General features: G+C 42.8%; 27 protein-coding genes. 15 read left to right on the top strand and 12 right to left on the bottom strand.

Features of this window, described 5'->3' with window-relative positions; all coding sequences use genetic code 11:
- Nucleotides 1-26: 26 nt before the first annotated feature.
- Nucleotides 27-1,004: an HD domain-containing protein gene (locus NSU05_RS03140; protein ID WP_038428432.1), complete on the bottom strand. Its 978-nt coding sequence runs from the start codon at nucleotides 1,002-1,004 to the stop codon at nucleotides 27-29.
- Nucleotides 1,005-1,086: 82 nt separating this feature from the next.
- On the opposite strand from NSU05_RS03140, the gene NSU05_RS03135 reads away from it, so the two are divergent.
- Together NSU05_RS03135 and NSU05_RS03130 are read left to right on the top strand one after the other, a co-directional pair.
- Nucleotides 1,087-1,569, top strand: coding sequence for a GNAT family N-acetyltransferase (locus NSU05_RS03135; protein ID WP_082200922.1), 483 nt, complete (start codon nucleotides 1,087-1,089; stop codon nucleotides 1,567-1,569).
- Nucleotides 1,570-1,586: 17 nt separating this feature from the next.
- Complete coding sequence (locus tag NSU05_RS03130) at nucleotides 1,587-2,084, top strand: YdhH/YoaO family protein (protein WP_038428430.1); 498 nt, start codon at nucleotides 1,587-1,589, stop codon at nucleotides 2,082-2,084.
- A gap of 75 nt (nucleotides 2,085-2,159) precedes the next feature.
- Here NSU05_RS03130 and fra read toward each other — a convergent pair whose 3' ends face one another.
- Nucleotides 2,160-2,531 (bottom strand): iron chaperone frataxin, encoded by a 372-nt coding sequence (gene fra / locus NSU05_RS03125; RefSeq protein ID WP_038427459.1) that lies wholly within the window; start codon nucleotides 2,529-2,531, stop codon nucleotides 2,160-2,162.
- Between the two features lie 361 nt (nucleotides 2,532-2,892).
- On the opposite strand from fra, the gene phoB reads away from it, so the two are divergent.
- Nucleotides 2,893-4,281: an alkaline phosphatase PhoB gene (gene phoB, locus NSU05_RS03120; RefSeq protein ID WP_082200921.1), complete on the top strand. Its 1,389-nt coding sequence runs from the start codon at nucleotides 2,893-2,895 to the stop codon at nucleotides 4,279-4,281.
- Between the two features lie 65 nt (nucleotides 4,282-4,346).
- A complete protein-coding gene (locus NSU05_RS03115; protein WP_021481631.1) occupies nucleotides 4,347-5,057 on the top strand; it encodes a membrane lipoprotein lipid attachment site-containing protein in 711 nt (236 codons plus the stop codon).
- Nucleotides 5,058-5,095: 38 nt separating this feature from the next.
- Here NSU05_RS03115 and NSU05_RS03110 read toward each other — a convergent pair whose 3' ends face one another.
- The 3 genes from NSU05_RS03110 to NSU05_RS03100 all read right to left on the bottom strand — a co-directional run bounded on the left by NSU05_RS03110 (nucleotide 5,096) and on the right by NSU05_RS03100 (nucleotide 8,507).
- Nucleotides 5,096-6,283: a glycosyltransferase gene (locus NSU05_RS03110; protein WP_015715326.1), complete on the bottom strand. Its 1,188-nt coding sequence runs from the start codon at nucleotides 6,281-6,283 to the stop codon at nucleotides 5,096-5,098.
- Between the two features lie 160 nt (nucleotides 6,284-6,443).
- Nucleotides 6,444-7,706 carry a glycoside hydrolase family 18 protein gene (locus NSU05_RS03105; protein ID WP_038428428.1) on the bottom strand — a complete coding sequence of 421 codons (1,263 nt, stop codon included), beginning with the start codon at nucleotides 7,704-7,706 and terminating at the stop codon, nucleotides 6,444-6,446.
- 126 nt (nucleotides 7,707-7,832) lie between these two features.
- Nucleotides 7,833-8,507 carry a GntR family transcriptional regulator gene (locus tag NSU05_RS03100; RefSeq protein ID WP_003234129.1) on the bottom strand — a complete coding sequence of 225 codons (675 nt, stop codon included), beginning with the start codon at nucleotides 8,505-8,507 and terminating at the stop codon, nucleotides 7,833-7,835.
- Nucleotides 8,508-8,755: 248 nt separating this feature from the next.
- On the opposite strand from NSU05_RS03100, the gene NSU05_RS03095 reads away from it, so the two are divergent.
- A complete protein-coding gene (locus NSU05_RS03095; RefSeq protein ID WP_003234130.1) occupies nucleotides 8,756-9,493 on the top strand; it encodes a sulfite exporter TauE/SafE family protein in 738 nt (245 codons plus the stop codon).
- 35 nt (nucleotides 9,494-9,528) lie between these two features.
- Here the strand turns inward: NSU05_RS03095 and NSU05_RS03090 are convergent, their stop codons facing one another.
- Entirely contained in the window at nucleotides 9,529-10,737 is a 1,209-nt protein-coding gene (locus NSU05_RS03090) for a Bcr/CflA family efflux MFS transporter (protein ID WP_003234132.1), read from the bottom strand.
- 311 nt (nucleotides 10,738-11,048) lie between these two features.
- On the opposite strand from NSU05_RS03090, the gene NSU05_RS03085 reads away from it, so the two are divergent.
- Both NSU05_RS03085 and NSU05_RS03080 read left to right on the top strand, forming a co-directional pair.
- Nucleotides 11,049-11,543 carry a MarR family transcriptional regulator gene (locus tag NSU05_RS03085; protein WP_082200920.1) on the top strand — a complete coding sequence of 165 codons (495 nt, stop codon included), beginning with the start codon at nucleotides 11,049-11,051 and terminating at the stop codon, nucleotides 11,541-11,543.
- Nucleotides 11,544-11,558: 15 nt separating this feature from the next.
- Entirely contained in the window at nucleotides 11,559-12,188 is a 630-nt protein-coding gene (locus NSU05_RS03080) for a nitroreductase family protein (RefSeq protein WP_015252704.1), read from the top strand.
- A gap of 145 nt (nucleotides 12,189-12,333) precedes the next feature.
- On the opposite strand, the gene NSU05_RS03075 is transcribed toward NSU05_RS03080, so the two are convergent.
- Both NSU05_RS03075 and NSU05_RS03070 read right to left on the bottom strand, forming a co-directional pair.
- Nucleotides 12,334-14,991 carry an MMPL family transporter gene (locus NSU05_RS03075; protein WP_038428424.1) on the bottom strand — a complete coding sequence of 886 codons (2,658 nt, stop codon included), beginning with the start codon at nucleotides 14,989-14,991 and terminating at the stop codon, nucleotides 12,334-12,336.
- A complete protein-coding gene (locus tag NSU05_RS03070) occupies nucleotides 14,988-15,446 on the bottom strand; it encodes a MarR family transcriptional regulator (protein WP_038428423.1) in 459 nt (152 codons plus the stop codon). Before NSU05_RS03070 ends, NSU05_RS03075 begins: the two co-directional genes overlap by 4 nt.
- A gap of 168 nt (nucleotides 15,447-15,614) precedes the next feature.
- On the opposite strand from NSU05_RS03070, the gene dinB reads away from it, so the two are divergent.
- From dinB to vmlR, 3 genes are all read left to right on the top strand, one after another.
- Nucleotides 15,615-16,133: a damage-inducible protein DinB gene (gene dinB, locus NSU05_RS03065; protein WP_038428421.1), complete on the top strand. Its 519-nt coding sequence runs from the start codon at nucleotides 15,615-15,617 to the stop codon at nucleotides 16,131-16,133.
- Nucleotides 16,134-16,304: 171 nt separating this feature from the next.
- Nucleotides 16,305-17,681 (top strand): amino acid permease, encoded by a 1,377-nt coding sequence (locus NSU05_RS03060; RefSeq protein ID WP_014475969.1) that lies wholly within the window; start codon nucleotides 16,305-16,307, stop codon nucleotides 17,679-17,681.
- A gap of 319 nt (nucleotides 17,682-18,000) precedes the next feature.
- Nucleotides 18,001-19,647: an ABC-F type ribosomal protection protein VmlR gene (gene vmlR, locus NSU05_RS03055; RefSeq protein WP_038428420.1), complete on the top strand. Its 1,647-nt coding sequence runs from the start codon at nucleotides 18,001-18,003 to the stop codon at nucleotides 19,645-19,647.
- Nucleotides 19,648-19,808: 161 nt separating this feature from the next.
- Here the strand turns inward: vmlR and NSU05_RS03050 are convergent, their stop codons facing one another.
- From NSU05_RS03050 to NSU05_RS03040, 3 genes are all read right to left on the bottom strand, one after another.
- Nucleotides 19,809-20,282 (bottom strand): GNAT family N-acetyltransferase, encoded by a 474-nt coding sequence (locus NSU05_RS03050; RefSeq protein WP_014478995.1) that lies wholly within the window; start codon nucleotides 20,280-20,282, stop codon nucleotides 19,809-19,811.
- Between the two features lie 162 nt (nucleotides 20,283-20,444).
- Nucleotides 20,445-20,789, bottom strand: a complete 345-nt coding sequence (locus NSU05_RS03045; protein ID WP_046380799.1) for a DoxX family protein — start codon at nucleotides 20,787-20,789, stop codon at nucleotides 20,445-20,447.
- The gene (locus tag NSU05_RS03040; RefSeq protein ID WP_046380798.1) at nucleotides 20,786-21,385 is read right to left on the bottom strand and encodes a TetR/AcrR family transcriptional regulator; all 600 of its coding nucleotides are present in this window, start codon (nucleotides 21,383-21,385) and stop codon (nucleotides 20,786-20,788) included. The genes NSU05_RS03045 and NSU05_RS03040 overlap by 4 nt, the downstream gene beginning before the upstream one ends.
- A gap of 354 nt (nucleotides 21,386-21,739) precedes the next feature.
- Between NSU05_RS03040 and NSU05_RS03035 the strand changes: the two genes are divergently transcribed.
- From NSU05_RS03035 to cotP, 3 genes are read left to right on the top strand one after another with little or no spacing between them, the layout of a single operon-like run.
- The gene (locus NSU05_RS03035) at nucleotides 21,740-22,012 is read left to right on the top strand and encodes a spore germination protein (protein ID WP_003243854.1); all 273 of its coding nucleotides are present in this window, start codon (nucleotides 21,740-21,742) and stop codon (nucleotides 22,010-22,012) included.
- A 13-nt stretch (nucleotides 22,013-22,025) separates the two neighbouring features.
- Nucleotides 22,026-22,268: a spore germination protein gene (locus NSU05_RS03030; RefSeq protein WP_003234151.1), complete on the top strand. Its 243-nt coding sequence runs from the start codon at nucleotides 22,026-22,028 to the stop codon at nucleotides 22,266-22,268.
- A 12-nt stretch (nucleotides 22,269-22,280) separates the two neighbouring features.
- Entirely contained in the window at nucleotides 22,281-22,712 is a 432-nt protein-coding gene (gene cotP, locus NSU05_RS03025; protein WP_015715315.1) for a spore coat protein CotP, read from the top strand.
- 14 nt (nucleotides 22,713-22,726) lie between these two features.
- Here cotP and NSU05_RS03020 read toward each other — a convergent pair whose 3' ends face one another.
- On the bottom strand, nucleotides 22,727-23,434 hold the full coding sequence (locus tag NSU05_RS03020) for a DUF421 domain-containing protein (RefSeq protein WP_003234156.1): 708 nt from the start codon (nucleotides 23,432-23,434) through the stop codon (nucleotides 22,727-22,729).
- A gap of 208 nt (nucleotides 23,435-23,642) precedes the next feature.
- Here NSU05_RS03020 and NSU05_RS03015 point away from each other — a divergent pair, with 208 nt between their 5' ends.
- On the top strand, nucleotides 23,643-24,224 hold the full coding sequence (locus NSU05_RS03015) for a DUF421 domain-containing protein (RefSeq protein WP_003234158.1): 582 nt from the start codon (nucleotides 23,643-23,645) through the stop codon (nucleotides 24,222-24,224).
- Between the two features lie 123 nt (nucleotides 24,225-24,347).
- Entirely contained in the window at nucleotides 24,348-24,578 is a 231-nt protein-coding gene (locus NSU05_RS03010) for a spore germination protein (protein WP_003244212.1), read from the top strand.
- Nucleotides 24,579-24,607 lie beyond the last annotated feature (29 nt).

Raw genomic sequence — 24,607 nt, 5'->3', positions numbered from 1 at the left:
TAAAAAAAGCCGCTGTCAGGCGGCAATTACTGATTTAAGATTTTTATATACACACCTTTTTTTGCTTTTTGATAAGCGGCCTCACCCATTTTCCTCACCTTTTCAGAAACATCTGAGGATTTGATCCATTTGTCATCAAAAAAAATGGATGGATCGATTAGGCGCATTTTCTTCTTTTGATGGAAATCGTACTGGATGTCATCCTCTATTACTTGTATGCCGGGATGAATGGATGTAAGCAAGCTCAGGACTTCTTCATTTTTTGATGCACGCAGGATGTTCAGTACCTCTTGGTCCGTTTTCAGCAGATCCTCTGCAGATATGACATCATGCCGCAGCGCTGCCTTCAATGCTCGCGCTAAATATTCATATCCATATACATTCACAGGATTCAAAAAGAAATCAATTACTTCCTTGTAGTACACACTGACAAACCATTCGGCGGCTTCAATACTATCAGGAAACATCCTTCCGTTCCTCACAATAAGATGATCCAAAAAGGTTTGCGCTTCGTGCAGGTTAATGTGTCCATATCGGTACATATCACGCAGCGTATAGTCTGTCCGATCAGCACACAGCTCCGGTGCGGGCTGTTCGAGCAATGTCCACCTTGAATCGTCAGATAAAAGTTCTTCAGTATGATAGCCGTGTTTTTGTAAAATGTCCGGGATTTCAGAGTGAACAATGACTTGTTGAAAGATGTTTTCATGATAGTCTTCTGCTTGATTTTCAAAGACAACGTCGACCACATGAGAAAAAGCTGTGTGTGATACGTCGTGGAGCAGACCTGCAATCTGTTCTTCTATCGTTCCTCCGAGCTTTTTGATGAGGAGCATTACGCCGATGGAGTGCTCATACCTGGTCACATTCCATCTTCGATTGACTAAAAAGCTTGCTCCGCCTTGATAGATCCCTTTTAATCTTTGCACAGGAGCGCTTTTGATAAGCTCTTCCAGCACTCCGTCTATATGGTGGTGCCCGTAAATGACATCGCTGATTTCCATGCCGTCACCTCAACATCTATTTTTTTTGTTATATATTGTTTATATTGATAGTACATATGCAATCTTTCAATAGAGGAGTGTTATGATGATGATCATCCCAAACAATGAGATAGCGAAACAGATGTTGACCGATTTTTTTGCCAAGCATTGGGGTACACCCGAGATGGCGATTTCCAGCGGCATTTTTCGGTGTGATGAATTAGATGGATTTGCCGCAGTAAATGAAAGCGGCGAAATCATTGGCTGTATTACATACTTGATAGATGGGAAAGATTGTGAAATTATTTCATTAGATAGTATGATTGAAAATAAAGGAATCGGCACAGCTTTACTCCAGCAGGTTGAAGAGACGGCTAAATATGCACATTGTCAACGAATAAAGCTTATTACAACGAATGATAATGTACATGCGATGGCGTTTTATCAAAAGAGAGGCTATCAATTCGCCGAAGTGTTTCCGAACGCAGTTGAAAAAGCGCGCCGACTCAAGCCGGAGATTCCCGAGGTGGCTGAAAACGGCATTTTGATTCGGGATGAAATTCTATTTTCGAAGGTAATTGATTAAACGAATAGGAGTCTTTTATGTCCAGTCATTATAAATACCCTCTCATTTTCACGGCATTCCTATTAATCGCTCTCTGCTTGATCTTTTTTTCCTATCACCTGATTCATCATGTTCGTTTGGAGTATCCGAATTGGCAGGGAGAAAGCAAAGACCAGAATTGGGAAGCTGTTTTCAAAAAAAATGAAGATGCACCGAATGAATACAGCGGCGAACTTTATTGGATCGGTGAACCACATGAAACAGACAACACTTATTTGGAATCACTGATTGTAAAAAAGGATGATGAAATTCTGCTGAGTTCTGACACGGAAATCCCGATGCATGATTATGCTGGAGGCACTTATCGTGATGGAAGCGCAAAGGAAAAGTCCGTTTCTTTTTTAGAGCGGTTAGATGAACATGAGCTTGAAGGCCATGATATTACGATTGAAGTGAAATGGAAACAAGGTAATCATTATTCTGCGAGCCAGCTTACGCTCAATGAAATGACCTTGTTTGAAGAAAAGCAGCAATAGATGATCAAAACGAAAAATAGACAAATGAAAAGGCGTAACATATTTTATACAGCTCATATGTTATGCCTTTTTCCTTCATTTTCGCCAAAAAGTGGAGCATTCCGCCTTGTCCAGAATATTAAACTCAATCATTTTCTCAAGTAGCGTGTAATCAACTGGACCATTCCAAGGGATACGTATCAGCTGCTCGGTGTAATCATATCCAGCCTTCACAATATCATCCTCTACGTGCGCTATCGTTACTTTTTCAGGAGCGACAGCTAAATGCTTTTTAGAAACACTAAAGCCAATAATAAATGTACCGTGATCCGTAAACATCGGTTGGTTCCATTTTATTTCTGTATGTAAATTTGGATATTTATTTTTTATCCAAGTTAACACCTCTTCCGTTCTTTCTCGGTGGAACGGGTCATCAATTCCCGCTAAATACTCAGAAAAAACGTCCATGTTGTTCCCTCCTAAAATAAAATGATGCCACTCCATATGAACTGCTCAGACATGTACTTACACAATACCTCTTTCCAACGTAATACTTTAAATTGTTCAAGATGTAAGCGGGTTGCTTCTATGCGACTATAGCAGATTTCAGTCCGCCTATCCACGGCCAGTATCTATTCCTCCAATTTATTTCTTTAGTACTATCGCTCTTTCCTTCTAAAACTTCTCATAAAAGAATAACCATTATTTAAGGGTGCCAGTTCATTATTCTTGTAAATCCAATCTTTAAAATCGATTAATACTAGCTTAACAGTTTAAAAATATAATTGGGTTGTCATTGAGATTTATCTATTTTTAGGAGGTTATCCAGTTGAAAAAATTCCCGAAGAAATTACTGCCTATCGCGGTTTTATCATCAATTGCGTTCAGCAGCTTAGCCAGCGGCAGTGTGCCTGAAGCCAGCGCCCAGGAAAAGAAAAAGGGAAACCAAGACGAAATTAAGAATGTTATTGTTCTGATTGGTGATGGTATGGGTGTGTCTTATACGTCTGCTTATCGATACTTAAAGGATAATAAAAAGACAAAAGTTGTGGAGCCTACGGCTTTTGATCAGTATCTTGTCGGCCAGCAAACAACTTACCCCGATGATCCTGAACAAAATGTAACGGATTCTGCAGCGGCGGCAACGGCTATGTCTGCGGGAATTAAAACATACAATAATGCCATAGCGGTGGATAACGACGGATCAGAAGCCAAAACGGTGCTTGAAGCTGCGAAAGAAAAAGGAAAAGCAACAGGACTTGTGGCCACTTCAGAAATTACACACGCCACTCCGGCCTCTTTCGGTTCACACGACCACAGCCGAAAAAATATGAACTCAATTGCGGATGATTATTTTGATGAGATGGTCAACGGCAAGCACAAAATTGATGTCCTTTTAGGCGGAGGAAAGAGCAATTTTGACCGTAAGGACCGTAATTTGATCAAGGAATTCAAAAAAGCGGGATACAGCTATGTGGATAACCGCAAGGACATGCTGAAAAACAAAGACAGCCAAGTTCTCGGCCTATTCGCTGACGGCGGCCTGCCTAAAAAGATTGACCGGACGAAGGATATTCCATCACTTAAAGATATGACAAACACAGCCATTAAAAAATTAAACAAGAATAAAGACGGCTTCTTCCTCATGGTGGAAGGCAGCCAGATTGACTGGGCGGGCCATGACAATGATATCGTCGGCGCCATGAGCGAGATGGAAGACTTCGAACAAGCTTATAAGGCGGCTATTGATTTCGCTAAAAAAGACAAGCACACATTGGTTGTCGCAACGGCTGACCACTCAACCGGCGGATATTCCATCGGTGCGGACGGCATCTACAATTGGTTCAGTGAACCCATTAAAGCCGCAAAGCGCACACCTGACTTTATGGCAGAAAAGATCGCTGACGGCGCGGATGTTGAAAAAACGTTGAAAACATATATCGATCAAAAAAAATTGGCTTTAACAAAATCCGAAATTCAATCTGTTGAAGAAGCGGCAAAATCGAAGGAAGTACTGGATATCGATAACGCAATCGAGAACATCTTTAACAAACGCTCTCACACTGGATGGACCACAGGCGGACATACCGGTGAAGATGTGCCCGTCTATGCATACGGTCCGTCTAGTGAGACATTTGCCGGCCAAATCGACAATACAGAAATCGCCAAAAATGTCTTCAAGGCTTTACAATACAACATTAAGATTAACGATAAGTAAAAGAATACAAGGTGTCCCGTTGCTTGTATGAAGTAACGGGATCTCTTTTTAATGGAGGAATCATCATGAGAAGAATTCTTTCAATTTTCGTTTTTGCTATCATGCTTGCGGGCTGCTCATCAAACGCCAGTACTGAAAAACAGCATGCAGGCGGGGAGAAAACAGTAAAAGCTGAGCCGCAAAGCACTTCATCCCAGAAGGACAGCACAGATGATTATCAGCCTAATTCCCAGGTAACTGATGACCGGTCATTGCTTAAGGTCGGCCAAACGTTTTCAGATGATAAGGGAAAAGCTGTCTTAAAAGATATCAAACAAGTGAACAAAACCTATAAGATTGGCGACGTGGAGTTAACAGTAAAAGAAATGAAGCTGATCCACTTGCGCCCGGACTACAGCATGATTGATTACTTTCATGAGTTAACACACGATGAAGAGTTTGATTTCGTTAAGGTTTTCGTTGATATCAAGAACACCTCTTCAAAAAAAGTAAATGTTGCGCCGATTGCATTGATGAAAACAAATACGGGCGAAACCTTTGATTGGAACAAAGATATTTATCTTGAAGAGTTAAACGGTGAATTGGAAGGCGGGGCCGAAAAGTCTGGAAATCTCGGCTTTATTGTGAACGCATCAAGCGGCCATGCTCATGATAAGGCCGCGGATGCGGAGAAGAAAACAAAAGAGATTAAGTGGATCGAAATCACGACAAGTGACGTCTTTGACCATAACCATAAGAAAATCAGTGATGCTCAAAAAATCAAAATCAAGTTTTAAATGAAGAACTCCCGTACAAGGTACGGGAGTTCTTTTTCTTATTTGTTTTTTTGGCGAATCAACTCATCAATCCGCTCCATCACTTCTTCCATGTCCATACATTCTTTGAAGCTTTGATTGATTTTTTTAATGCCTGCCGTATACTGATCGTTGCGCAAAACCTCATCTACGGCCTGTTTTAATATTTGGGCATTGACTTCATCTTTAGAGATGACATAGCCTGCATGGAGTTCAGAGAGACGCTGCGCCACCATCGGCTGATCCTTGTCATGAGGCATGACAACCAGTGGCACGCTGAAATGAATGCCTTCGTTTACGCTGTTCATTCCGCCGTGTGTAATGAAAACATCCGATTGCTCCAGCACTTCCAGCTGAGGGACATACGGAGCAATGATAAAGTTTTCCGGCGCCTGCTTTAATTTGGTCAGGTCCGCTTTTTCTCCGGCAGCGATGACGACTTTTCCGTTAAAGCCTGAAAATGCATCAATACAAAGGTTGAAGAAATCCTCTGTATGATCCAGTACAGTCCCCATTGAAATATAAATGACACTCTCATCTTTTAGCTGTTCAATCGGGAAATCTGTTTTTTCCGCTCTCTTTGGAAAGCTTGGCCCGATAAACAGACATTCATCCCCGAAACGATCACTTTCTGGCTGAAAATAACGGCTTGTATACACTACGTTCAATTCCCCTTTATTGTTCATGAATTGAACCAGGTTTTTCGGGGCAACACCGTACGTTTCTTTCATTTTTGCCAAAAGATCTTCACACTCTTGATCCAATTCAAGCGGCGCTCCAGACTCCGGATGCAGCGGCAGGATTTTCAGGTGCTCCTCGCCAAACAAGAAAGACGCCGATGAAGAGACTCCTGGAATATCTAAGTAATCCCTTACCAATTCCCCCGCGCCGAATTTATCATAATAAACAAAATCAAATTGAATGCTCTTAGATAAGTCTTTGACAATCTGTAAAATGTCCAATGACGTTTTGATATGGATTTTCACGAAATCAAGAATGCCATTGGGCGAACCGACATGAATAGGTGTTGTTCGCAGCAGATCCCGGTGAAGATGGACCGTTGCTCCCGCTGCTTCTAATCGTTTTTTATATTTTTCAGTGGATATATAATGGACATCATATCCCTTATCGGAAAACGCTTTTGTAATGCCTAAGGTAGGATTCACATGGCCTTCCGCAGGAAAATTCAAAATCAATACTGTCTTCATGTAGACAACTCCCTCTCAAATCGTATTCTGACTCTTTGTTTGATCAGACTACTACTAATCGTAAAATGGGAACACAACCTATGCAAGGTACAAATGAATGAACTATTCTGCTGCTCTGGACTTAATCAAAAAAAAGACACCCCAGTTGTGGTGTTTTTTTTTACACTTTTCTGATCGTAAAAAATTTCCGCAGAAGCCATGGGCCCGGTGTAAAGCCCAGCGTTAACTGCCAAGCGCCAATAGCCTGCAATCTGTATTCGCGGACGATCTGCATCTTCCGGCTCATGCTTCTGACATCCTCAAACCATACCTCATGCGTCCGCCCCTGCTGATCACTGTACCGGAAAAACGGTGATTGATATTCGGCTGAATATTGTATCGGAGCTTGGTACCTCATCGCTCTTTCGATTGCGTTTTGATTTGAAATCGCTGAAGCAACTGTGCCCGGCTGGTACGGGATGATCCAGTCGTACCCGTAGAGCGGGACTCCGATAATGATTTTTCTGCTCGGCACCTGCGCAATCGTAAACTCAATGGTTCTCCTTATTTCAGTAATCGGCGCTACTGGACCCGGCTCACTTCCGGCATGATGCCAATCATAAGCCATGATAAACATATAATTGACAACCGCTCCTATCCCCCCGTAATCGTAGCCTCTCAGCCAGGGAATATTATCGCTTGTTTTTGCCGGAACAGCTATCGTCAGCACATACCCTCCCGCCTGAAGGCGATCTCTCAGCTGGCGTAAAAACCCAGTGAAAAGATCGCGATCCGCGGCGCTCACCTGCTCAAAATCGATTGTGACACCGCCATATCCCCTTGTGGAAACTAAGTCATAAATGTTGTTGACCAGATTGGTTCTCGCTGTCGGATTGTTTAGCACTTGGTGAACAATCTCCGTACTGAAGCCTCCTGATGTAAGGTTCGTTATTGTTGCCAGCGGCGTGACCCGTCTTTGCCAAGTTGTCTCAATAGCAGCCGCATCATTCAATTGGTTTGCAATGTCGCCGTTCGATGCAATATGGTATTCGAAAATCGAAATCGAAGACGAGTATGGCGCATAATCATTGATTAATTCCCGATCGAGGTCTGGGTTACGAAGCACATAAAAACTTAACGTTCCCGCAATGTAATTTGAGATCGAAGGAATCGTTATTTTTGCTCCCGCTTGTAAAGCATTTGGGCTGATGCCCGGGTTTGCGGCCCGCAGCCGCTCTAAGGGAACAAATGCTTTTGCCGCAATGGCGGTCAGCGTGTCTCCCGGCTGAACCGTATATACATAAAGAGGGATAAGCAGAGCCTGCCCCGGCACGATATTCGTTTCATCTAAACCATTCACACCCCGTATTTGATCAACAGAAGCACCGTATCTTCTGCCTATCGAAAACAAAGAATCACCAGGCCCGACGATATGGATAAACATGTTTAACCCCCATTATTCGTTAGTCAAACCATCATAAAATCTTATTAACGGGGCCTCTTAGATATGTGGTGAATACATAAAAAAATACCAAGGGTTCTGCTCCCCCTTGGTACCGGATCATAGAAATCAATTCTCTTTACCTTCTTCAAGCACATGCTTCAAATGCTCACAGTCATGATTGAAATGAGCCAGCACATGCTGTTTGGCTGCTTCTTTGTTTTTCTTTTTCACTTCTTCAAATATCCTGCGGTGCTCACGCAGTATCGTTTCTGCGCGGTGGTCGCCGGTATAATTAAGGATTCTGCAAAAATGAATCAGGTCATTTACATGCTCAAGCAAATTTTTCAAATGTCTGTTATGGCTGAAATCAACCAGCAGCTCATGAAATTTTTGGTTTAAACGAATGATTTCTGTATCTTCCGTGCCGTTGTGAATCGCTTTCTCTGTTTCTTCAAGCTGTTTTTCGAGTATGGTCAGCTCTTCTTCGTCCGCTTCGTCTATGACTAATTCGACTGCCAGCTGCTCCAGAGGAATTCTGATTTTATAAATCTCATCTACATCTTTTGCCGTTAACGACGTGATCGAAAATCCATTTCGGTCATCCGCTTTTAACAAACCATCTTTCTCAAGCAATCGCATGGCTTCCCTTATCGGAGAGCGGCTGACGCCAAAGCTTTTCGCCAGCTGTGTTTCGTTTATCCGTTCCCCAGGCTTAAAAGTCCCGTTGAAGATCATTTTTTTTAGCTGGTTATAAAATTGCAGGTAGTAGGGAGTCGGCTTATCTAATTTAAAATCGTCCATATATAATACCTCTTTTGAATATATTCAAGGGCTTTTCTTCATCAAAATCATATAACAGATGGTAATGGGAAGCAACAAACTGCCTTGTCAGATCCCTGAATTTGAGGTACGATATGTTTGCTGAACGACGGTCGACGGACTACTGGCAACTGAAAAAACGGCGTGTTTTTCTTCGTCAATAGGACACCATACCTCCGCCAGAATAGCGCACGATTACATTTTTACATCTTTTCAATGGAGGAAAAAATATGCTCATTATTCTTGTTATGTTTCTTCTAGGAATTATTTTAGGCTTTATTGGCGCCGGTGGAGCCGGCTTTGTCATTGCCCTTTTAACGCTTCTTTTCCATATCCCGATTCATACGGCTTTAGGCACTTCGCTTGCCGGCATGGCTTTTACAAGCTTATCAGGGGCATACAGCCACTATCGCGAGGGCAACATTCAAATGAAAATCGGCTTAATAGTCGGAGGCTTTGCTGCGGTTGGCTCATTTTTCGGCGCCAAGCTGACTTCTTTTATTCCGGCTGATTTGCTTCATTATTTGACGGCTGGAATGTTATTTTTATCAGCAATTCTCATTTTAATCAGATTATTTATTTTAAAAGAGAAGGCTCAAGTGAATCAAAGCACTCTTTCAACGTATACGAGAGCGGTCATCTTAGGAATTGCAGCCGGCGTTCTTTCCGGCACATTCGGCATCGGGTCGGCACCTTTTATTCAAATCGGTTTAATGATTATGCTGAATCTGTCCATTCGCCATTCTGTCGGAACGACGATGCTTGTGATCATCCCTCTGGCTGTAGGTGGAGGCATCGGATATATTACAGAAGGTTTTGTTGATTACGTTTTACTTGTCAAAGTTCTGGTCGGGACAATGTGCGGGGCCTATGTAGGCGCGAAATTCACCAACCTCATGCCAAAGGTGGTTTTGAAATCAGCCATCTTTTTGACTCCGGCGATTGCAGGCCTGCTGTTGTTATTCTAAATAAAACAAAAAACCTGACGTCATGTCAGGTTTTTTTATGAATTCTGCCCTACTCGTTCTTTCGTTAATCCAAAAAACGCCAGTGAGCCGATGACAGCTGTCACAAACATGATGGCTCCCATCGGAACGGCTGTTGTCTCATTAATGCCTACAAGCGGTGACACGATTGAACCGAGGAGCAGCGGAAGCATTCCAAGCAGCGCACTTGCACTTCCGGCGCGGTGCCCCTGCTTTTCCATGGCCAGGGTAAACGTGCTGGTCAGAACCATGCCGATCGTAATCATGTAAATGAAAATGGATATGACTAATGTAGCAAGAGGACCGTGAATCATGGTCATGGTTAATAGCACAGCCGTCGCAATCATAGCCGTAATGACCGCTATACGAAGCAGGCTTTTTTCATGAATGATTCCGCCAAAGCGTCCGATGATAAAGCTGCCCGATATAATCGCCAGCCCGTTAATGCCAAAAAGAATACTAAATACCTGCGGAGACACCCCGTAGATATCCTGGTATACAAAAGGCGTACCAGACACATATGCAAAGCTTCCCCCGTGAATAAATCCGACAGTTAACGCGTACCCCATAAAGGATCGATCCTTCAGCAGGCTGCCCATCGTTTTGACGGATGTTCCGATTGAGCTTGGAATCCGTTTTTCCAGCGGAAGCGTTTCTTTTAACCTCAATGCAATCAGAAGAACTAGTAAAAATCCGATGATCATTAAGACGTGAAAAATTGTATGCCACGTTGCGAACGGCAAAAGCAAAATGGCACCGCCTGTCATAGGCGCAACCATTGGCGCCACCGCGGTAATGACCATTAACAGCGAGAAAAATTTAGAAAGCTCTCTTCCGGTAAACACATCGCGGACGATTGCGCGAGACAGCACAAGCCCTGCAGAAGCAGTGAAGCCTTGTAAAAAACGCGCAGCCACTAAAGTTGTTATATTGGGCGACAGTGCACAAAACAGAGAAGATAACGCAAATAAAAAAATACAGATTAATAGCGGTTTTCGTCTTCCCTGCGCATCGCTGACCGGCCCGACAATCAGCTGGCCGATCGTAAGCCCGACCAGACAGGCTGTTAAACTTAACTGAACAAGTGAAGCACTTGCTGATAAATCTTTCGCGATTTCAGGAAAACTTGGCAAATACATATCTATATTAAGCGGGCCCAATATAGCAAGCATGCCGAGCAGAAACGCTAGTGCCAAGCGTTCTTTTCCAGTTGGATTGTGCAGCATGTTATCAAACCTTCCCTTCAACCTAGTCCCTTATATAATGGATGTCAGCTCCAACTATGGATTGAAGCTGTGAAACATTTGTATATTGTATCATAACTTTCAGCCTGTGAAAGCCGCTTGAGCACGGGCTCGGCAAAGTGATATTCCGAACACCTATAAATGGGAATGATGCAGGGAATCATCGTGACCAGCATCATCTGAAGAAGCGGCCAGCTTTTTTTGCTAAGTTCTAGCCTAGCGAATTTTATGCGCTGGGAGGTTGTTCAAAAGTGCAAATGGCTTGTAAGATGAAATCAATCGTTGTATATTAATTGACGTGTCAATCATTGATATATCAATTAATAGTTTTGACAGGAAAGAAGGGATGGGTTTTGGCGTCATTTTGTTCAGAGGAAGCCGAGATTTTATATCAGCTGCAAGGCGTGAACAAGGTGATTGGCTTGAAGTTCGAGGCATGCACGGGCATCAGCCAATCTCGTTTGGAATTGCTGACATTGCTTTATCATGCAGATGAGATCAGTCAAAGCGACCTTCAAAAGAAAGTAAATATCGATAGCGCAGCCGTTACCAGACACCTGAAACAGCTGGAAGCCAAAGGCATGGTATCAAGGCGGCGCAAGCCTGAGGACAACCGCATCACCCTTGTTCGGTTAACAGACCAAGGAAGAGAGCGAATTGAGTCTTCTAAGAAGGAAAAGGAGCGTTTCATGAAGGAAATGCTCGCAAATGTAAGCGCAGAAGAACGCCGCCTGCTCATTGATGTGCTGGCGCGCATGCGAAACAATATAAATAATATCGAAGCTTAAGAGGAGTGTATCAACATGATCAAAACAAACGATTTTATGGAAATTATGAAAGGCCGCCGTTCTATCCGCAACTATGATCCGGCAGTAAAAATCAGCAAAGAAGAAATGACAGAGATCTTAGAGGAAGCAACAACTGCGCCATCTTCTGTTAACGCGCAGCCATGGCGTTTTCTTGTCATTGACAGCCCGGAAGGAAAAGAAAAGCTCGCACCGCTTGCAAGCTTTAACCAAACACAGGTCACAACATCATCTGCTGTCATCGCTGTATTTGCAGACATGAACAATGCAGACTACTTAGAAGAAATCTATTCAAAAGCTGTGGAACTTGGTTACATGCCGCAGGAGGTCAAAGACAGACAAATCACCGCGCTGACCGCACATTTTGAAAAGCTTCCGGCACAGGTCAACCGTGAAACGATCCTGATTGACGGAGGTCTCGTTTCCATGCAGCTGATGCTGACTGCACGCGCGCATGGCTATGATACAAACCCGATCGGCGGATACGATAAAGAAAACATCGCGGAAACCTTCGGATTAGATAAAGAACGTTATGTACCGGTTATGCTACTTTCTATCGGAAAAGCAGCAGACGAAGGCTATGCTTCCTACCGTCTGCCGATTGATACAATTGCAGAATGGAAATAAAACAAAGAGCCCGGGAATGTTTTCCGGGCTCTTTGTTTTTAAGTACAGCCGCCGTTTGATCGTCTGATCTTTTTTGGTAACACGTCTGAAGTTAGTCGTTTAGTCATGAAAAAAGAGTGATGACCATTCATCACTCTTCTCTCGATTACTCTTTTCCTTTCTTCCTGCCGAACGGCCACCAGTTTCCTTCTCCAAAGGTCGCAATGATTGCCGGGATGAAAAGCGGAAGAATGACAAGGCCGTAAAGCAAGAGCCCGATGATGATAACACTTGCCACCTGCATCAGTGTATTGACACCTGAAGGCATCATCGCCGCGAACGTACCGGCCAATATAATGGCAGCTGTAATAATGACAGATCCCATTTTGCTCATTGACCTGACGACACCTTGCTCAATGCCAAGGTGCACCTCTTCCTTAAATCGATCCAGCAAGAAGATCGAATAATCTACCCCTAACGCGATCAAGATGACAAAGCTGAAGAATGGCACTGCCCAGCTGACACCCGCGTTTCCTAAGCCGTTTACAAAAATTAATTCTGTTATGGATATCGACGTATAGTACGTCAGCAGCAATGACGCGATCATATAAATCGGCATGATCATTGAGCGGAACAAAATGGTTAACACGATAAACAGGCCTATAATCATAATCACCATTGTTCTGGAGAAGTCCGTTGTGGACAGCTCCTTTAAGTCCGCATTCATACTCGTTACCCCGCCGTATACGATCTGTGCATCCTCCAAAGGAGTGCCGTCAACTTCGTTTGCGACAGCTTTTTTGATTTGGTTTATTGTCGTAATAGCTTGTTCTGAGTACGGATTTGAATCCAGAACGACACTTAATTGAACACCTTTTCCGTCTGCAAAGGAATACTGGTCAATTGACTTCTTAAAGTCTTTGTCCTTCATTACTTGATCAGGAATGAATATGCCTGTATCTCTTACAGTTGGACTTTTGCTCATGTCCTCTAACATATCACTGGAAGCTGTAATACCGTCAGAGACTTTCGTCAGGCCCTCATTTGCGCTTTTCACGCCTTCGGACAGCTTCTTCAGGCTTTCTGTCAGGGTTCCAGCTTGTGCCTGCTGGCCTGAGAGCTGTTGGTTCGCTTGTTCAAGGCCGGTTTGAATCTGGCCAAGCTGTCCGCGTATTGCCGTAAGCTGCTGCACGGTCTGTGCGGTATTGCCGGTTTGGGAAATCTGTTTGCTCACGAGCTGCAGCTGCTGATTGATTTTGCCCAAGCCATCTGCCGCATCGCCCAGTGAACCGCCAGACCCTCCATTTGAGGTCGAGCCGGTTTGCCCTGCCATTTGATTCAGTCCGTTTTCTATATCCGTTAATCCGCTTTGGACATCGGCCATCCCTTTCACCGTCTTATCCAGCCCGTCTGAAACCGATCCTAGCTGGTTATCAATATATAAATCTTTGATTTTTTTACCAGTCGGCTGCGTAATGGTCATAACAGAGTCAACATGATCAACTTTCTCGATCGCTTTGCTGATATTTCCTAGATAAGGGATTGTATCAGCTGTTGTAAGATCTTTGTCTCCTTTTACGACAACATTGATCGGGAACGCTTTTCCTTCCCCGAATCCATCCTTAATGGCCTCGAGAGCTTTTATAGATTTATAATCGCTGCTGATTTCCGCAGTTGAGTCGAATGAAATCTGGTCATCATAGGTCAAGATGAACGGAAGCGTAATCACCACCGTGATGACAATGAACAGAAACGGACGCGCAACGGAGTGTCTGCCGAGAAACGCCCATAGTTTGTTATCACTGTGTGACAGCACTTTCTTAGAAGGCCAGAATAATTTTTCACCCAGCGTCACCATAAATAATGGCAGCAGTGTGTAGAGGATGATCATTAAAATTCCCACACCGACTGCTACCCCTACTGCGGATTGGAAAATCGCAAACTTCGCAAATCCTAAGGCGGAAAATCCGATCAATACCGCAAAACCGCTGATAAATAAGGTTTTTCCCCCTGTACGGTAAGCGATAAGCGCCGCTTCTTTTTTATCATGCCCGTTTGCCAATTCTTCACGGAACCGTGTAAGAAGCAGTATGCAGTAATCTGTTCCAATGCCGAACAGGATCGCAACTAAGAAGGTTTGCGTAAACGTCGAGATAGGAAAATCAACATTGTATACAAGGATGCCCAGTATAGATTGACTGATCAGATAAGAAAAACCGACAACCACAATCGGGATAAAAGGCGTCACAACAGATCGGAACACGATCAACAGTAAACCGATGATCAGGCAGACTGTTATCACTTCCGTTTTCTTAAGCCCTTCCTCTGAGCTGTGAGCGAAATCCTGGTTGATAAGGGAAGCTCCCGTAATATAAGCCGTCAAATCATCAGGAACGATTTGATAAATCTCGTCCGCAATTTTTTCCGCCTTTTTATCAGAACCTGTAATCGTGACAGGCATGAGAACGGTTTTCTTGTCTTTCGACATCAACTGGTCTTTGACTTCTTTTTCCGCTGACAGAGGAGATGTTACCTCTTCTACACCGTCGATCTTTTTGATTTTATCAATCATTATCCGGAGCTGATTCTCTGTTTCTTTCTTTAGAGCATGGTCTAATGTAAAGACGACACTGATCGAATTATTGTCTTCTCCCGCTTGTTTTAAAATGGCGTTTGCCCTTTCTGAAACAGCATCAGCGGGAAGCTGGGCCTGCCCCTTTTGATTGGCCAGCTCCGTTAAGTTCGGAGAAAACAAACTCAAAACGACGGTAAGTGCTAATACTATGGCTGCAATTGCCCACTTGAATTTGATGATTGCTCTCATTCGGCAGAATCTCCTCCTTTAAATTTGCTTTTTAAAATGGTGAATATCTCGATGATGGAATGTAAGTGTTCCTCATCTATATCATCGATCAGCGGTTTGAGCGCGTTAAAGATGGCAGAATCTAATTCTTCTAGTATGTGTTCACCACTGAGTGTAATGTTAATAAGCTTAGAGCGCCTATCACTTTTTTCCGGACAGTCGTCCCATTGAACCAATCCCTTTTCGAGCAGCTTTTTCAGTCTGTTAGAGATCGCGCTCTTATGTACATTTTGGTACATGGCCAGGCTGCCGGGAGAGGTTGGGCCCTTGACTTTTAAAATTTTCAACAGGTCTGCCTGTTCCCTTGAGATATGCTTGAAGACATCCTGATTGATTTCACGATGCACAAATTCTGTCCCTTCAAGCAGGACTTCCACAAACAGGTTTATCGCCTGACATAGCTTTTGTTCATTCAATATCTTCCCCTCCTCATTATAGTTTACCCCACTAAACTTTATGTTCAATGTCAATTAGTTTATTCCTCTAAACTATATATGTCAACAAATTTTATTCACGGGCACTCTACACAGGAACGCACGTTCGTGTATAATAGAAGCTATATACATGAAAGGGGGAATTTTAACATGTCAGATTTGGCGTTCAAATTGTATGAATATAACGTCTGGGCCAATCAACAAATATTCAACCGATTAAAAGAGCTTCCAAAAGAGGTATACCATCAGGAAATTCAAAGCGTGTTTCCGTCAATATCCCATGTATTGTCTCATGTTTATCTTTCTGATCTCGGCTGGATTGAAGTGTTTTCCGGCAAAACCTTGAGCGATGCGTTGGCTTTAGCTGAACAGCTTAAAGAACAGACAGAGGCAAAAGAAATAGAGGAAATGGAAGACCTTTTTCTGAGGTTATCCGAGCGCTTTACACTATTTTTACAGCAAAAAGAACAGCTCAATAAGCCACTCCAGATTCAAAATCCCTCAAGCGGAATCATGAAAACAACTGTTTCCGAACTGCTTCCCCACGTTGTCAATCACGGGACATACCACCGCGGCAATATCACAGCAATGCTGCGGCAGGCAGGCTACGCATCCGCACCGACAGATTATGGGCTCTACCTGTTTATGAAAAAAACTGAAAAAGCATAAGAAAGCGGCTCCCTAAATGGAGCCGCTTTTTTCGGGAAATAGTCCAAATCACATTAAAATTCTTTTCATCAATCCTTTTTTAGTAAAAAAGATAGAAATTTTAGTGTTATAATAATCATTAAAAATAGATTGCTGACTCAATAAACAATTTTCAATGGAGGAACACATAAAGTGACAGACGACATGACGAAAGACAATATAAATCAGCAAACGTTGCAGAGAGGCTTGAAAAACAGGCATATCCAGCTCATCGCCATCGGCGGAGCCATTGGGACAGGCTTATTTCTCGGCTCGGGCAAATCGATTCATTTTGCCGGACCTTCGATTTTATTTGCTTATATGATCACAGGGATCATTTGCTTTTTAATTATGAGATCGCTGGGTGAACTGCTGTTATCAAACTTGAACTATCACTCTTTTGTGGATTTTGTACAAGACTACCTAGGCGATATGGCAGCATTTATCACCGGCTGGACATATTGGTTCTGCTGGATTTCCATTGCGATGGCTGATCTGACAGCAGTCGGGCTCTACACTCAATATTGGCTCCCGGGTGTGCCGCAATGGGTGCCTGGCTTAATCGCTCTAATTATTTTACTGATTATGAACCTGGCGACAGTCAAACTTTTTGGAGAATTAGAATTTTGGTTCGCTTTGATTAAAGTCATTGCCATTTTGGCGTTAATCGTCATTGGCCTTGTGATGATTTTCAAAGGCTTTTCCACAAGCTCAGGAGTGTCCAGCTTCACAAACCTCTGGAGCCACGGAGGCCTGTTCCCGAATGGCATGCACGGGTTTATCCTCTCGTTCCAGATGGTTGTGTTTGCTTTTGTCGGCATTGAGCTTGTCGGGCTTACGGCCGGTGAAACAGAAAATCCTGAAAAAGTAATCCCTAAGGCGATCAACAATATTCCTGTCCGTGTGCTGCTTTTTTATATCGGGGCTCTTCTCGTGATTATGAGCATCTATCCTTGGGATGTCATCAATCCCAGCGAAAGCCCATTCGTACAAGTATTTGTCGCGGTTGGCATCGTCGGGGCTGCAAGTATTATCAACTTTGTTGTATTGACATCCGCTGCTTCAGCATGCAACAGCGCTGTATTCAGTACAAGCCGTATGGTCTATTCTCTGGCGAAAGATCACAATGCGCCTGAGTCAATGGCGAAACTGACTCAGCGTAAAGTGCCTAGAAATGCTTTATTCTTTTCAGCTATCGTGATTTTAATCGGTGTTACGTTAAACTACATCATGCCAGAAGGCGTATTCACCCTGATCACAAGTATTTCAACCGTATGCTTTATCTACATTTGGGGAATTACGGTCATCTGCCATATGAAATACCGCAAAACAAGACCTGAATTAGCGAAAACAAACAAGTTTAAGCTTCCGCTTTATCCGTTTACAAATTACCTGATTCTTGCGTTCCTGGCGTTTGTTCTGGTTGTGCTGGCACTGGCACAGGATACTCGTGTTTCCTTATTTGTCACACCGGTTTGGTTTATTTTGCTGATTGTGATTTATAAAGTGAGAAAAGCGAAGCATCAATAACACTCGAAACTCCTGCCTCAAAAATGAGAGCAGGAGTTTTTTTGATGAAAATGACCTTTGCTTTTGAATTTGAAGGTATGCTATAGTGTTTGTAATCAAAACAAGAAGGGATGATGGGTGGACAATGATTAACTAATCTTATTTTTACCGTTTGAAATCAATATTTCAAATCAAAAAATAGGATTAGTCTGCCCATTTTCTATATATACGACACTGCTATTTATAAAAAATAGCTTATTTGATCATGCACAGGCACGGCTAATCCTTCCAACACATTTGGGAGGATTTTTTTATTCTCCCTTTAAAGCGAGGGATATGGATGAAAGAGATCGTAACATTAACAAACGTTAGCTATGAAGTAAAGGATCTGACTGTTTTTAAACATGTAAACGCCAGTGTTCAGCAAGGAGATATCATTGGGATTATCGGAAAAAACGGCGCTGGGAAATCTACGCTGCTGCACCTCATTCACAATGACTTAGCCCCTGCACAGGGACAAATCCTTCGGAAGGATATAAAACTGGCTTTGGTTGAACAGGAAACCGCGGCGTATTCCTTTGCGGATCAGACACCTGCCGAAAAGAAGTTACTAGAGAAATGGCATGTGCCTCTTCGTGATTTTCATCAGTTAAGCGGCGGTGAAAAGTTGAAAGCGCGGCTGGCGAAAGGACTGTCGGAGGATGCAGATCTGCTGCTGTTAGATGAACCGACAAACCACCTTGATGAAAAAAGCCTGCAATTTCTCATCCAACAGCTGAAACATTATAGCGGCACGGTGATTCTCGTTTCTCACGATCGATATTTTTTAGACGAAGCCGCAACAAAAATATGGTCGCTTGAGGATCAGACGCTGATTGAATTCAAAGGGAATTACTCCGGGTATATGAAGTTCCGGGAGAAGAAAAGACTCACCCAGCAGCGTGAATATGAAAAGCAGCAAAAAATGGTTGAACGGATTGAAGCACAAATGAATGAGCTCGCTTCTTGGTCGGAAAAAGCCCATGCTCAATCGACGAAAAAGGAAGGGTTTAAAGAATATCACCGGGTAAAAGCGAAGCGTACGGATGCCCAGATAAAATCCAAGCAGAAGCGGCTTGAAAAAGAGCTGGACAAAGCAAAGGCGGAACCCGTTACCCCAGAATATACAGTCCGCTTTTCAATCGATACAACCCACAAAACAGGGAAACGTTTTTTAGAAGTTCAGAATGTAACAAAAGCGTTTGAAGAAAGGACACTCTTTGAAAACGCAAACTTTACGATTCAGCACGGCGAAAAGGTTGCGATCATAGGCCCCAATGGCAGCGGAAAAACGACATTACTGAACATCATTCTTGGACAGGAAACAGCAGAAGGAAGCGTATGGGTGTCGCCGTCCGCAAACATCGGCTATTTAACGCAGGAGGTGTTTGATTTGCCTTTAGAACAAACACCGGAAGAGTTATTTAAGAATGAAACATTCAAAGCAAGGGGGCACGTTCAAAATCTGATGAGGCACTTAGGTTTTACAGCCGCCCAATGGACTGAACCGATCAAGCATATGAGTATGGGTGAGCGTGTAAAGATCAAGCTGATGGCCTATATTCTGGAGGAAAAAGACGTGCTGATTTTAGATGAGCCGACAAACCATCTCGACCTGCCGTCACGCGAACAGCTGGAAGAAACACTATCACAATACAGCGGCACATTGCTGGCGGTTTCACATGACCGATACTTTCTTGAAAAAATAACAAACAGTAAACTCGTCATCTCAAACAACGGCATCGAAAAGCAGTTAAATGACGCCGCTCCTTCAGAAAGAAATGAGCGGGAGGAGCTTCGCTTAAAGCTTGAGACAGAAAGACAAGAAGTGCTGGGAAAGCTCAGTTTTATGACGCCAAATGATAAAGGGTATAAGGAGCTTGATCAGGCTTTCAATGAGCTTACGAAACGAATAAAAGAGCTGGATCATCAAGACAAAAAAGACTGAGGGAGAAAGTTCAAGCGGCATTGAAAAGGACAACAGCTGTTGTCCTTTTTTCTTTATATGTTCAAGCCTTCCCATGACCTTAATGTTTCTAATGATGACTTATAGTACCCTGCCACTGCTTCCAGATAGGCATCTTGTGTTTGGGTAACGTAAGCGACTTTTCAGCATAGCTGTTTCCGCATACGTATATTGGTCAAGGCATAGCCCATCTTCTGATAAAGATAGACGGCTGTCTCGTTGTGTGCAAATACATGTAGAGCCAGCCTTTCCGCACCAAGCTCTCTTGCTCTTTCATCAAGCGTTTGAAGCGCCAATTGAGCAAGTCCTTTTCCGCGAAAGGCTTCATACAATCCAAAGGAATAGATAAACGCTTCCTTTTGCGGATGAAACGGATCAGCATACAGCCAGAGCCAGCCCATTCTTTCCCCTTGGTCATTTGTGATGTTCCAAAAATAATGATTGCTGCTGTCTCGCCCATTCGGAACCATGTTCTCATATGCCTGCTCCGATTTCTCAAGCGCCTCTTTTTCCGTCCAAGTTCCTGACGTTATGTTTTGTTTCGCATAATTTTGCACGGACATCCCGCGAAAGGCTTCGAACTCTTCCTCAGTCATGTCTTCCAAAGTGAATGCCATCCTGTATTCCTCCTTTATAAAAAAAGCCCAGCTGATGCCAGACGAATAACACAGAAATGGAGCTCTATTTTACTGATTCAGTTAATTCCTGGACTTTCTATTATTCGATAAGAAAAGGAGATTTCCTGCAAATGGGCTTGTTCTTAAACATTAGTGAAAAGCTTACGTGTAACTCCCCATGATGATCATGATAGAAACAATCAAACAAATCATCGCTGGTATCGCCATGATGACCGATTGTCTTGCTCGAAACATATGCGCATGAGTTGCTCCCGCCATGAGAACGACAAACAGAACACCTGCTCCAATCGCTGCATACCGATTCCAAATTCCCGCTGTCATAGCAAGTGCCCCGGCTATTTCGAGAATGCCGGTAACAGTCAGAAACCATAATGGATATTGATAATGCCGCCAATGCTCAACTTGAAAGGGAACACGGCTTACCTTTATGATGCCTCCCGCAAGCATAAAAACTGCCAAACTGACTTTCATCATAATAGATATCATCTTACGTCATTCCCTTTCGGAAGCATCCCGTATATTAAAAGATTCACAACCTCTGCTGCGAGGCTTGCCGGATCTTTGATTCCGGTTAACAAAAATGAATCGGTTAAATGTTCAATCATGCCGATCAAACACTCAGCGACAGTTTCCATATCCAGCTCAGAGTGAAAATAGCCAAGCCGCTGTTCTGCTTCTAAGTTCTCTTTCAAAACCATCGCCAAGTCTTTTTTCATTTGTTTTGCTTCCGGGTTGAGAAAAAAGCCGATCTTGGTTAAATCCTTGTCCTCAGCCAGACATTGAAAAACAGATTCCACAGCAGACAGCACCCGTTTTGTCACATCCTCCGTGTTTAATCCGTTTTCCAGAAGAAGTGACTCTGTCAGCTTTCTTACTCGGAAGTGAAAATCGGTGATTAACTCCTCAAAGATGGCTTCTTTGCTTTGAAAGTACAGGTAAAATGAAGGCTGCGTGAACCCAGCTTTTTTTACAATTTCACTTACCTTCGCGTCATGGAATCCCCGAATCGAAAATTCATTAGCGGCAGCTTTGAGTAACCGTTTCCGGCTTTCTTCCCCTTTACGTCCTTTTTTACTTTTCAACGAGGACCACCCCCAAAAATAATACTCGCAAGTAATGTTACTAACGAGTATTATTTCATGACATTAGCTTCATTGTCAATGATTTCAAACTGATCCTGTTTGCCAGCTTCCTTTATTAAAAGGTCTCATGCATTTCGAATAACTGAATCAATTCATTGCTTCCTATATCAATGGCTTTTCATTCACTGATAAGTATTTGCTGAATAGATTGACATTCAGGCTGTGACAAACTTTATTCTTTTTTCTAACGAGCATCACTCCAGGGCCAGATAGAGTTTTGCCCGCAAATGCTAGGAACAATTGGGTGCAGCGGCGCATAATGTACTGTACAGAAAGATGGAAGGGTGTGATGGGATGCCGTCTACAGTAATCAACCTATATTATTTGAAGATCAACAGTATTTCGGGCAATGGTTCAATTACAATAGGCGAAGCTGCTTATAACAGCCCTACCAACAATCAAAAATCTCAAGGGACCAACTCTTCTTTCGGTGATACATCACCTACAGAATCCGTAATGGAAAACTTCTTAAACGATCCTGATGTAAATGACCAGACATCTATCGGCAACTCTGATACATCCAACGTTAATGCTCCTCCGATTGCACCACCGCCAATTTTAGATTAAAGGGGTTTCGTCTATGCCATATCAAATTAATATCGCAAATATTAAGATCAACGGCGTCACGCAAAACGGAAATATAGATGTCGGTCCGACTGTGCACAACAGCCATACTGCGAACAGCAAATATTTTGGAGCAAACTTTTCCTTAGGGGATCTTTCGCCTACGTCTTCACTTTTGAACACTGGAAATATTGATTCAGACGTTAGTGACCAAGACCAAATCGGAAACCCTTCTGCGCCGATTTCAAATCAAATTTAAGGAGAATCTCATATGGATTTCGAAAAAATTCGAAAGTGGCTTGAGATTACGAATGAATATAAACAAAGTGACTTTTGGACAAATGTGCTCAAATATAAAGCCCCGGAACATTTTTTTGATTCCGAAGCTTCTACGTTTGTTTATGACTTTTATCAAGATGAGGAATATAATTTTATCATTGTGGAAATGCCCGGTGTGTATGAGGAAGAATTAACGATCCGTTTACTGTCTAAAACCCAGCTGCTGATCAAAGGAACGATCACGCCTGTTTTTCCAGCCGAAATGGAAGTGCTGCGTGAACGGTATTACGGAGAAATTGAGCGAATCATTCAGCTTCCCGAAGCCGCTGAAACTCATTTGTTACAGATTCAGCTGTTAAACGGGCTTCTGCATATTTCGTACCCAAGACAAGTTGAAACCATTGCGTTCAATAAGGGGCTTTAAGATTGATTGTTCCTTCATTCCTTATCCATAGGGACTGATATATGGTCTTTATATTGATCCACATAAATATCCCCATTACCCAGCAGCACTGCGTACACGGTCTCTTTCACCTTTATGTCTCTTTTTCGCAATTCTTCCAAAAGCCAGGATTCCGTCAAACGATTCTGCTTTAAATTATTCTCAATGATTTCTCCGTCCATAATAAGTTCTATCGGAAGCCTTTGTTCTTGGTTTACCGCAATCATTAAATCCTGTTTGGTCACATGCCGGAATTGCGGTTTTCTTAACACAGTCAGCTGACCATTCGTTTCAAGAATGGCAAAAAGAACTTCTTCGATATTAAATATTTCTTTTTCCCGTAATTGCTGATTTAAATAATCAAGTGTGTAACGCATTTTCCTCATATTTGATTCAAGTATCTTCCCGTTTTGAATCAGCACTGTTGGATCTCCGGCAAAAAATTTCCTCAGCTTCCTGTTCTTTATCGACAGAAACGAAATTAGAAAAATGGTTAGCACAAAAATACTAAACGAAATGGCCATATTGTGCGGTTTTATTGAAGTATTGTAAGCTAATCCGGCAGCAATCGCCCCTAGTGTGATCGCCGCAATAAAATCAAAAATCGTCATTTGAGAGATTGTCTGTTTGCCTAAAATTCGTTCTGCGATTAACAGCAAGCCAAAGCTGGCAACCGTTCTAATGACAACTTCAAGTTCAATCATGTTATGGCGCTCCCCGCTTCCCAGATTGTTTCGGCCAAAAAACTCCTGTTGCTATCATTGTTTGGCTTAATATATCCATCTATACCAAAAATATTGTTCGGTTCAGGACAGAATGAACCGACTGCCTTTCGGATATATTAAATTGCGATTGGCCGGAAGAAAAGCCAATCCCATGACAAATCTAATTCATCATTGGTCAGGTGGTAGCATGAATTTCACTTGGGAATCTCTTGTTCTCATTGTAGCCGGGGTCATTTTGCTGAGAATTTCAGGAAGGAAATCAATCGCACAAATGACGTCGACTCAAACGGTTGTCATGATTTCGATCGGAACTATTATCGTTCAGCCAATCATCGAGTACAGCCTCTTCAAAACATTAATTGCAGCGGCAATTTTCACAAGCACACTCATCGTTATGGAATGGATCCAAATGAAATCGAACACCATTGAAAAGATGTTAACCGGAAAAGCAAAAATCGTCATTGAAAACGGACAGCTTCATATCGAAAACTTAAAGAAGATGAGACTTACAGCTGACCAGCTTGAAATGCAGCTAAGGCTTCACGGCGTTACGGCTATACAAGATGTCAAAATTGCGACATTAGAGGCAAACGGGCAATTAGGAATAGAATTAACTGATGACGCCAAGCCTTTAACAGTCAGGGATCTGAAAAAACTCATTCACCCCGATTTCATAAATAAGGACGGACAAGCCCAGTCTGGCAATCAGAATATTTTTGATGAAGTTGGCAAAAAAAATAAAAAAAACGTCCCTAAAAAGCTGCATTAACAAAAGGCGCTTGTGGCATTTTGCAGGTTTTTGTCTCTTACTGAAAGTTTTTGCCGTTTTGTTTAAGCAACTGCTGCTCACACACCATATTGTATAAACAGTCATAACAGAGAGGAGAGATGAATGATGAAATTCCCAGTTTATATTCATTCGATATCCGGGAACAGCGTTTTTAATAACGGATTTGCAGTTTCCATCAGCCCGTTCTCTGTGTCTAAAACAACAGAGGGTTCCGGTGGGAGTAATACAGGTTTGGTTTTTGAATCCAATGCTTTAAGCCAAACAAGCTCCGCCAATCAAGCCCAAAATGTAACATATGCGATCCAAGAGCTGCTTTCCAAGCTTTTAGCGTAAAAATTAAGAAATAAACACTTCATGAGGTG

It is taken from the genome of Bacillus sp. EU52 (assembly GCF_037964975.1).
Classification (GTDB): domain Bacteria; phylum Bacillota; class Bacilli; order Bacillales; family Bacillaceae; genus Bacillus; species Bacillus subtilis.
The sequence above is the reverse complement of the archived record's forward strand: the minus strand, read 5'-3'. Positions and strand labels throughout refer to the sequence as shown.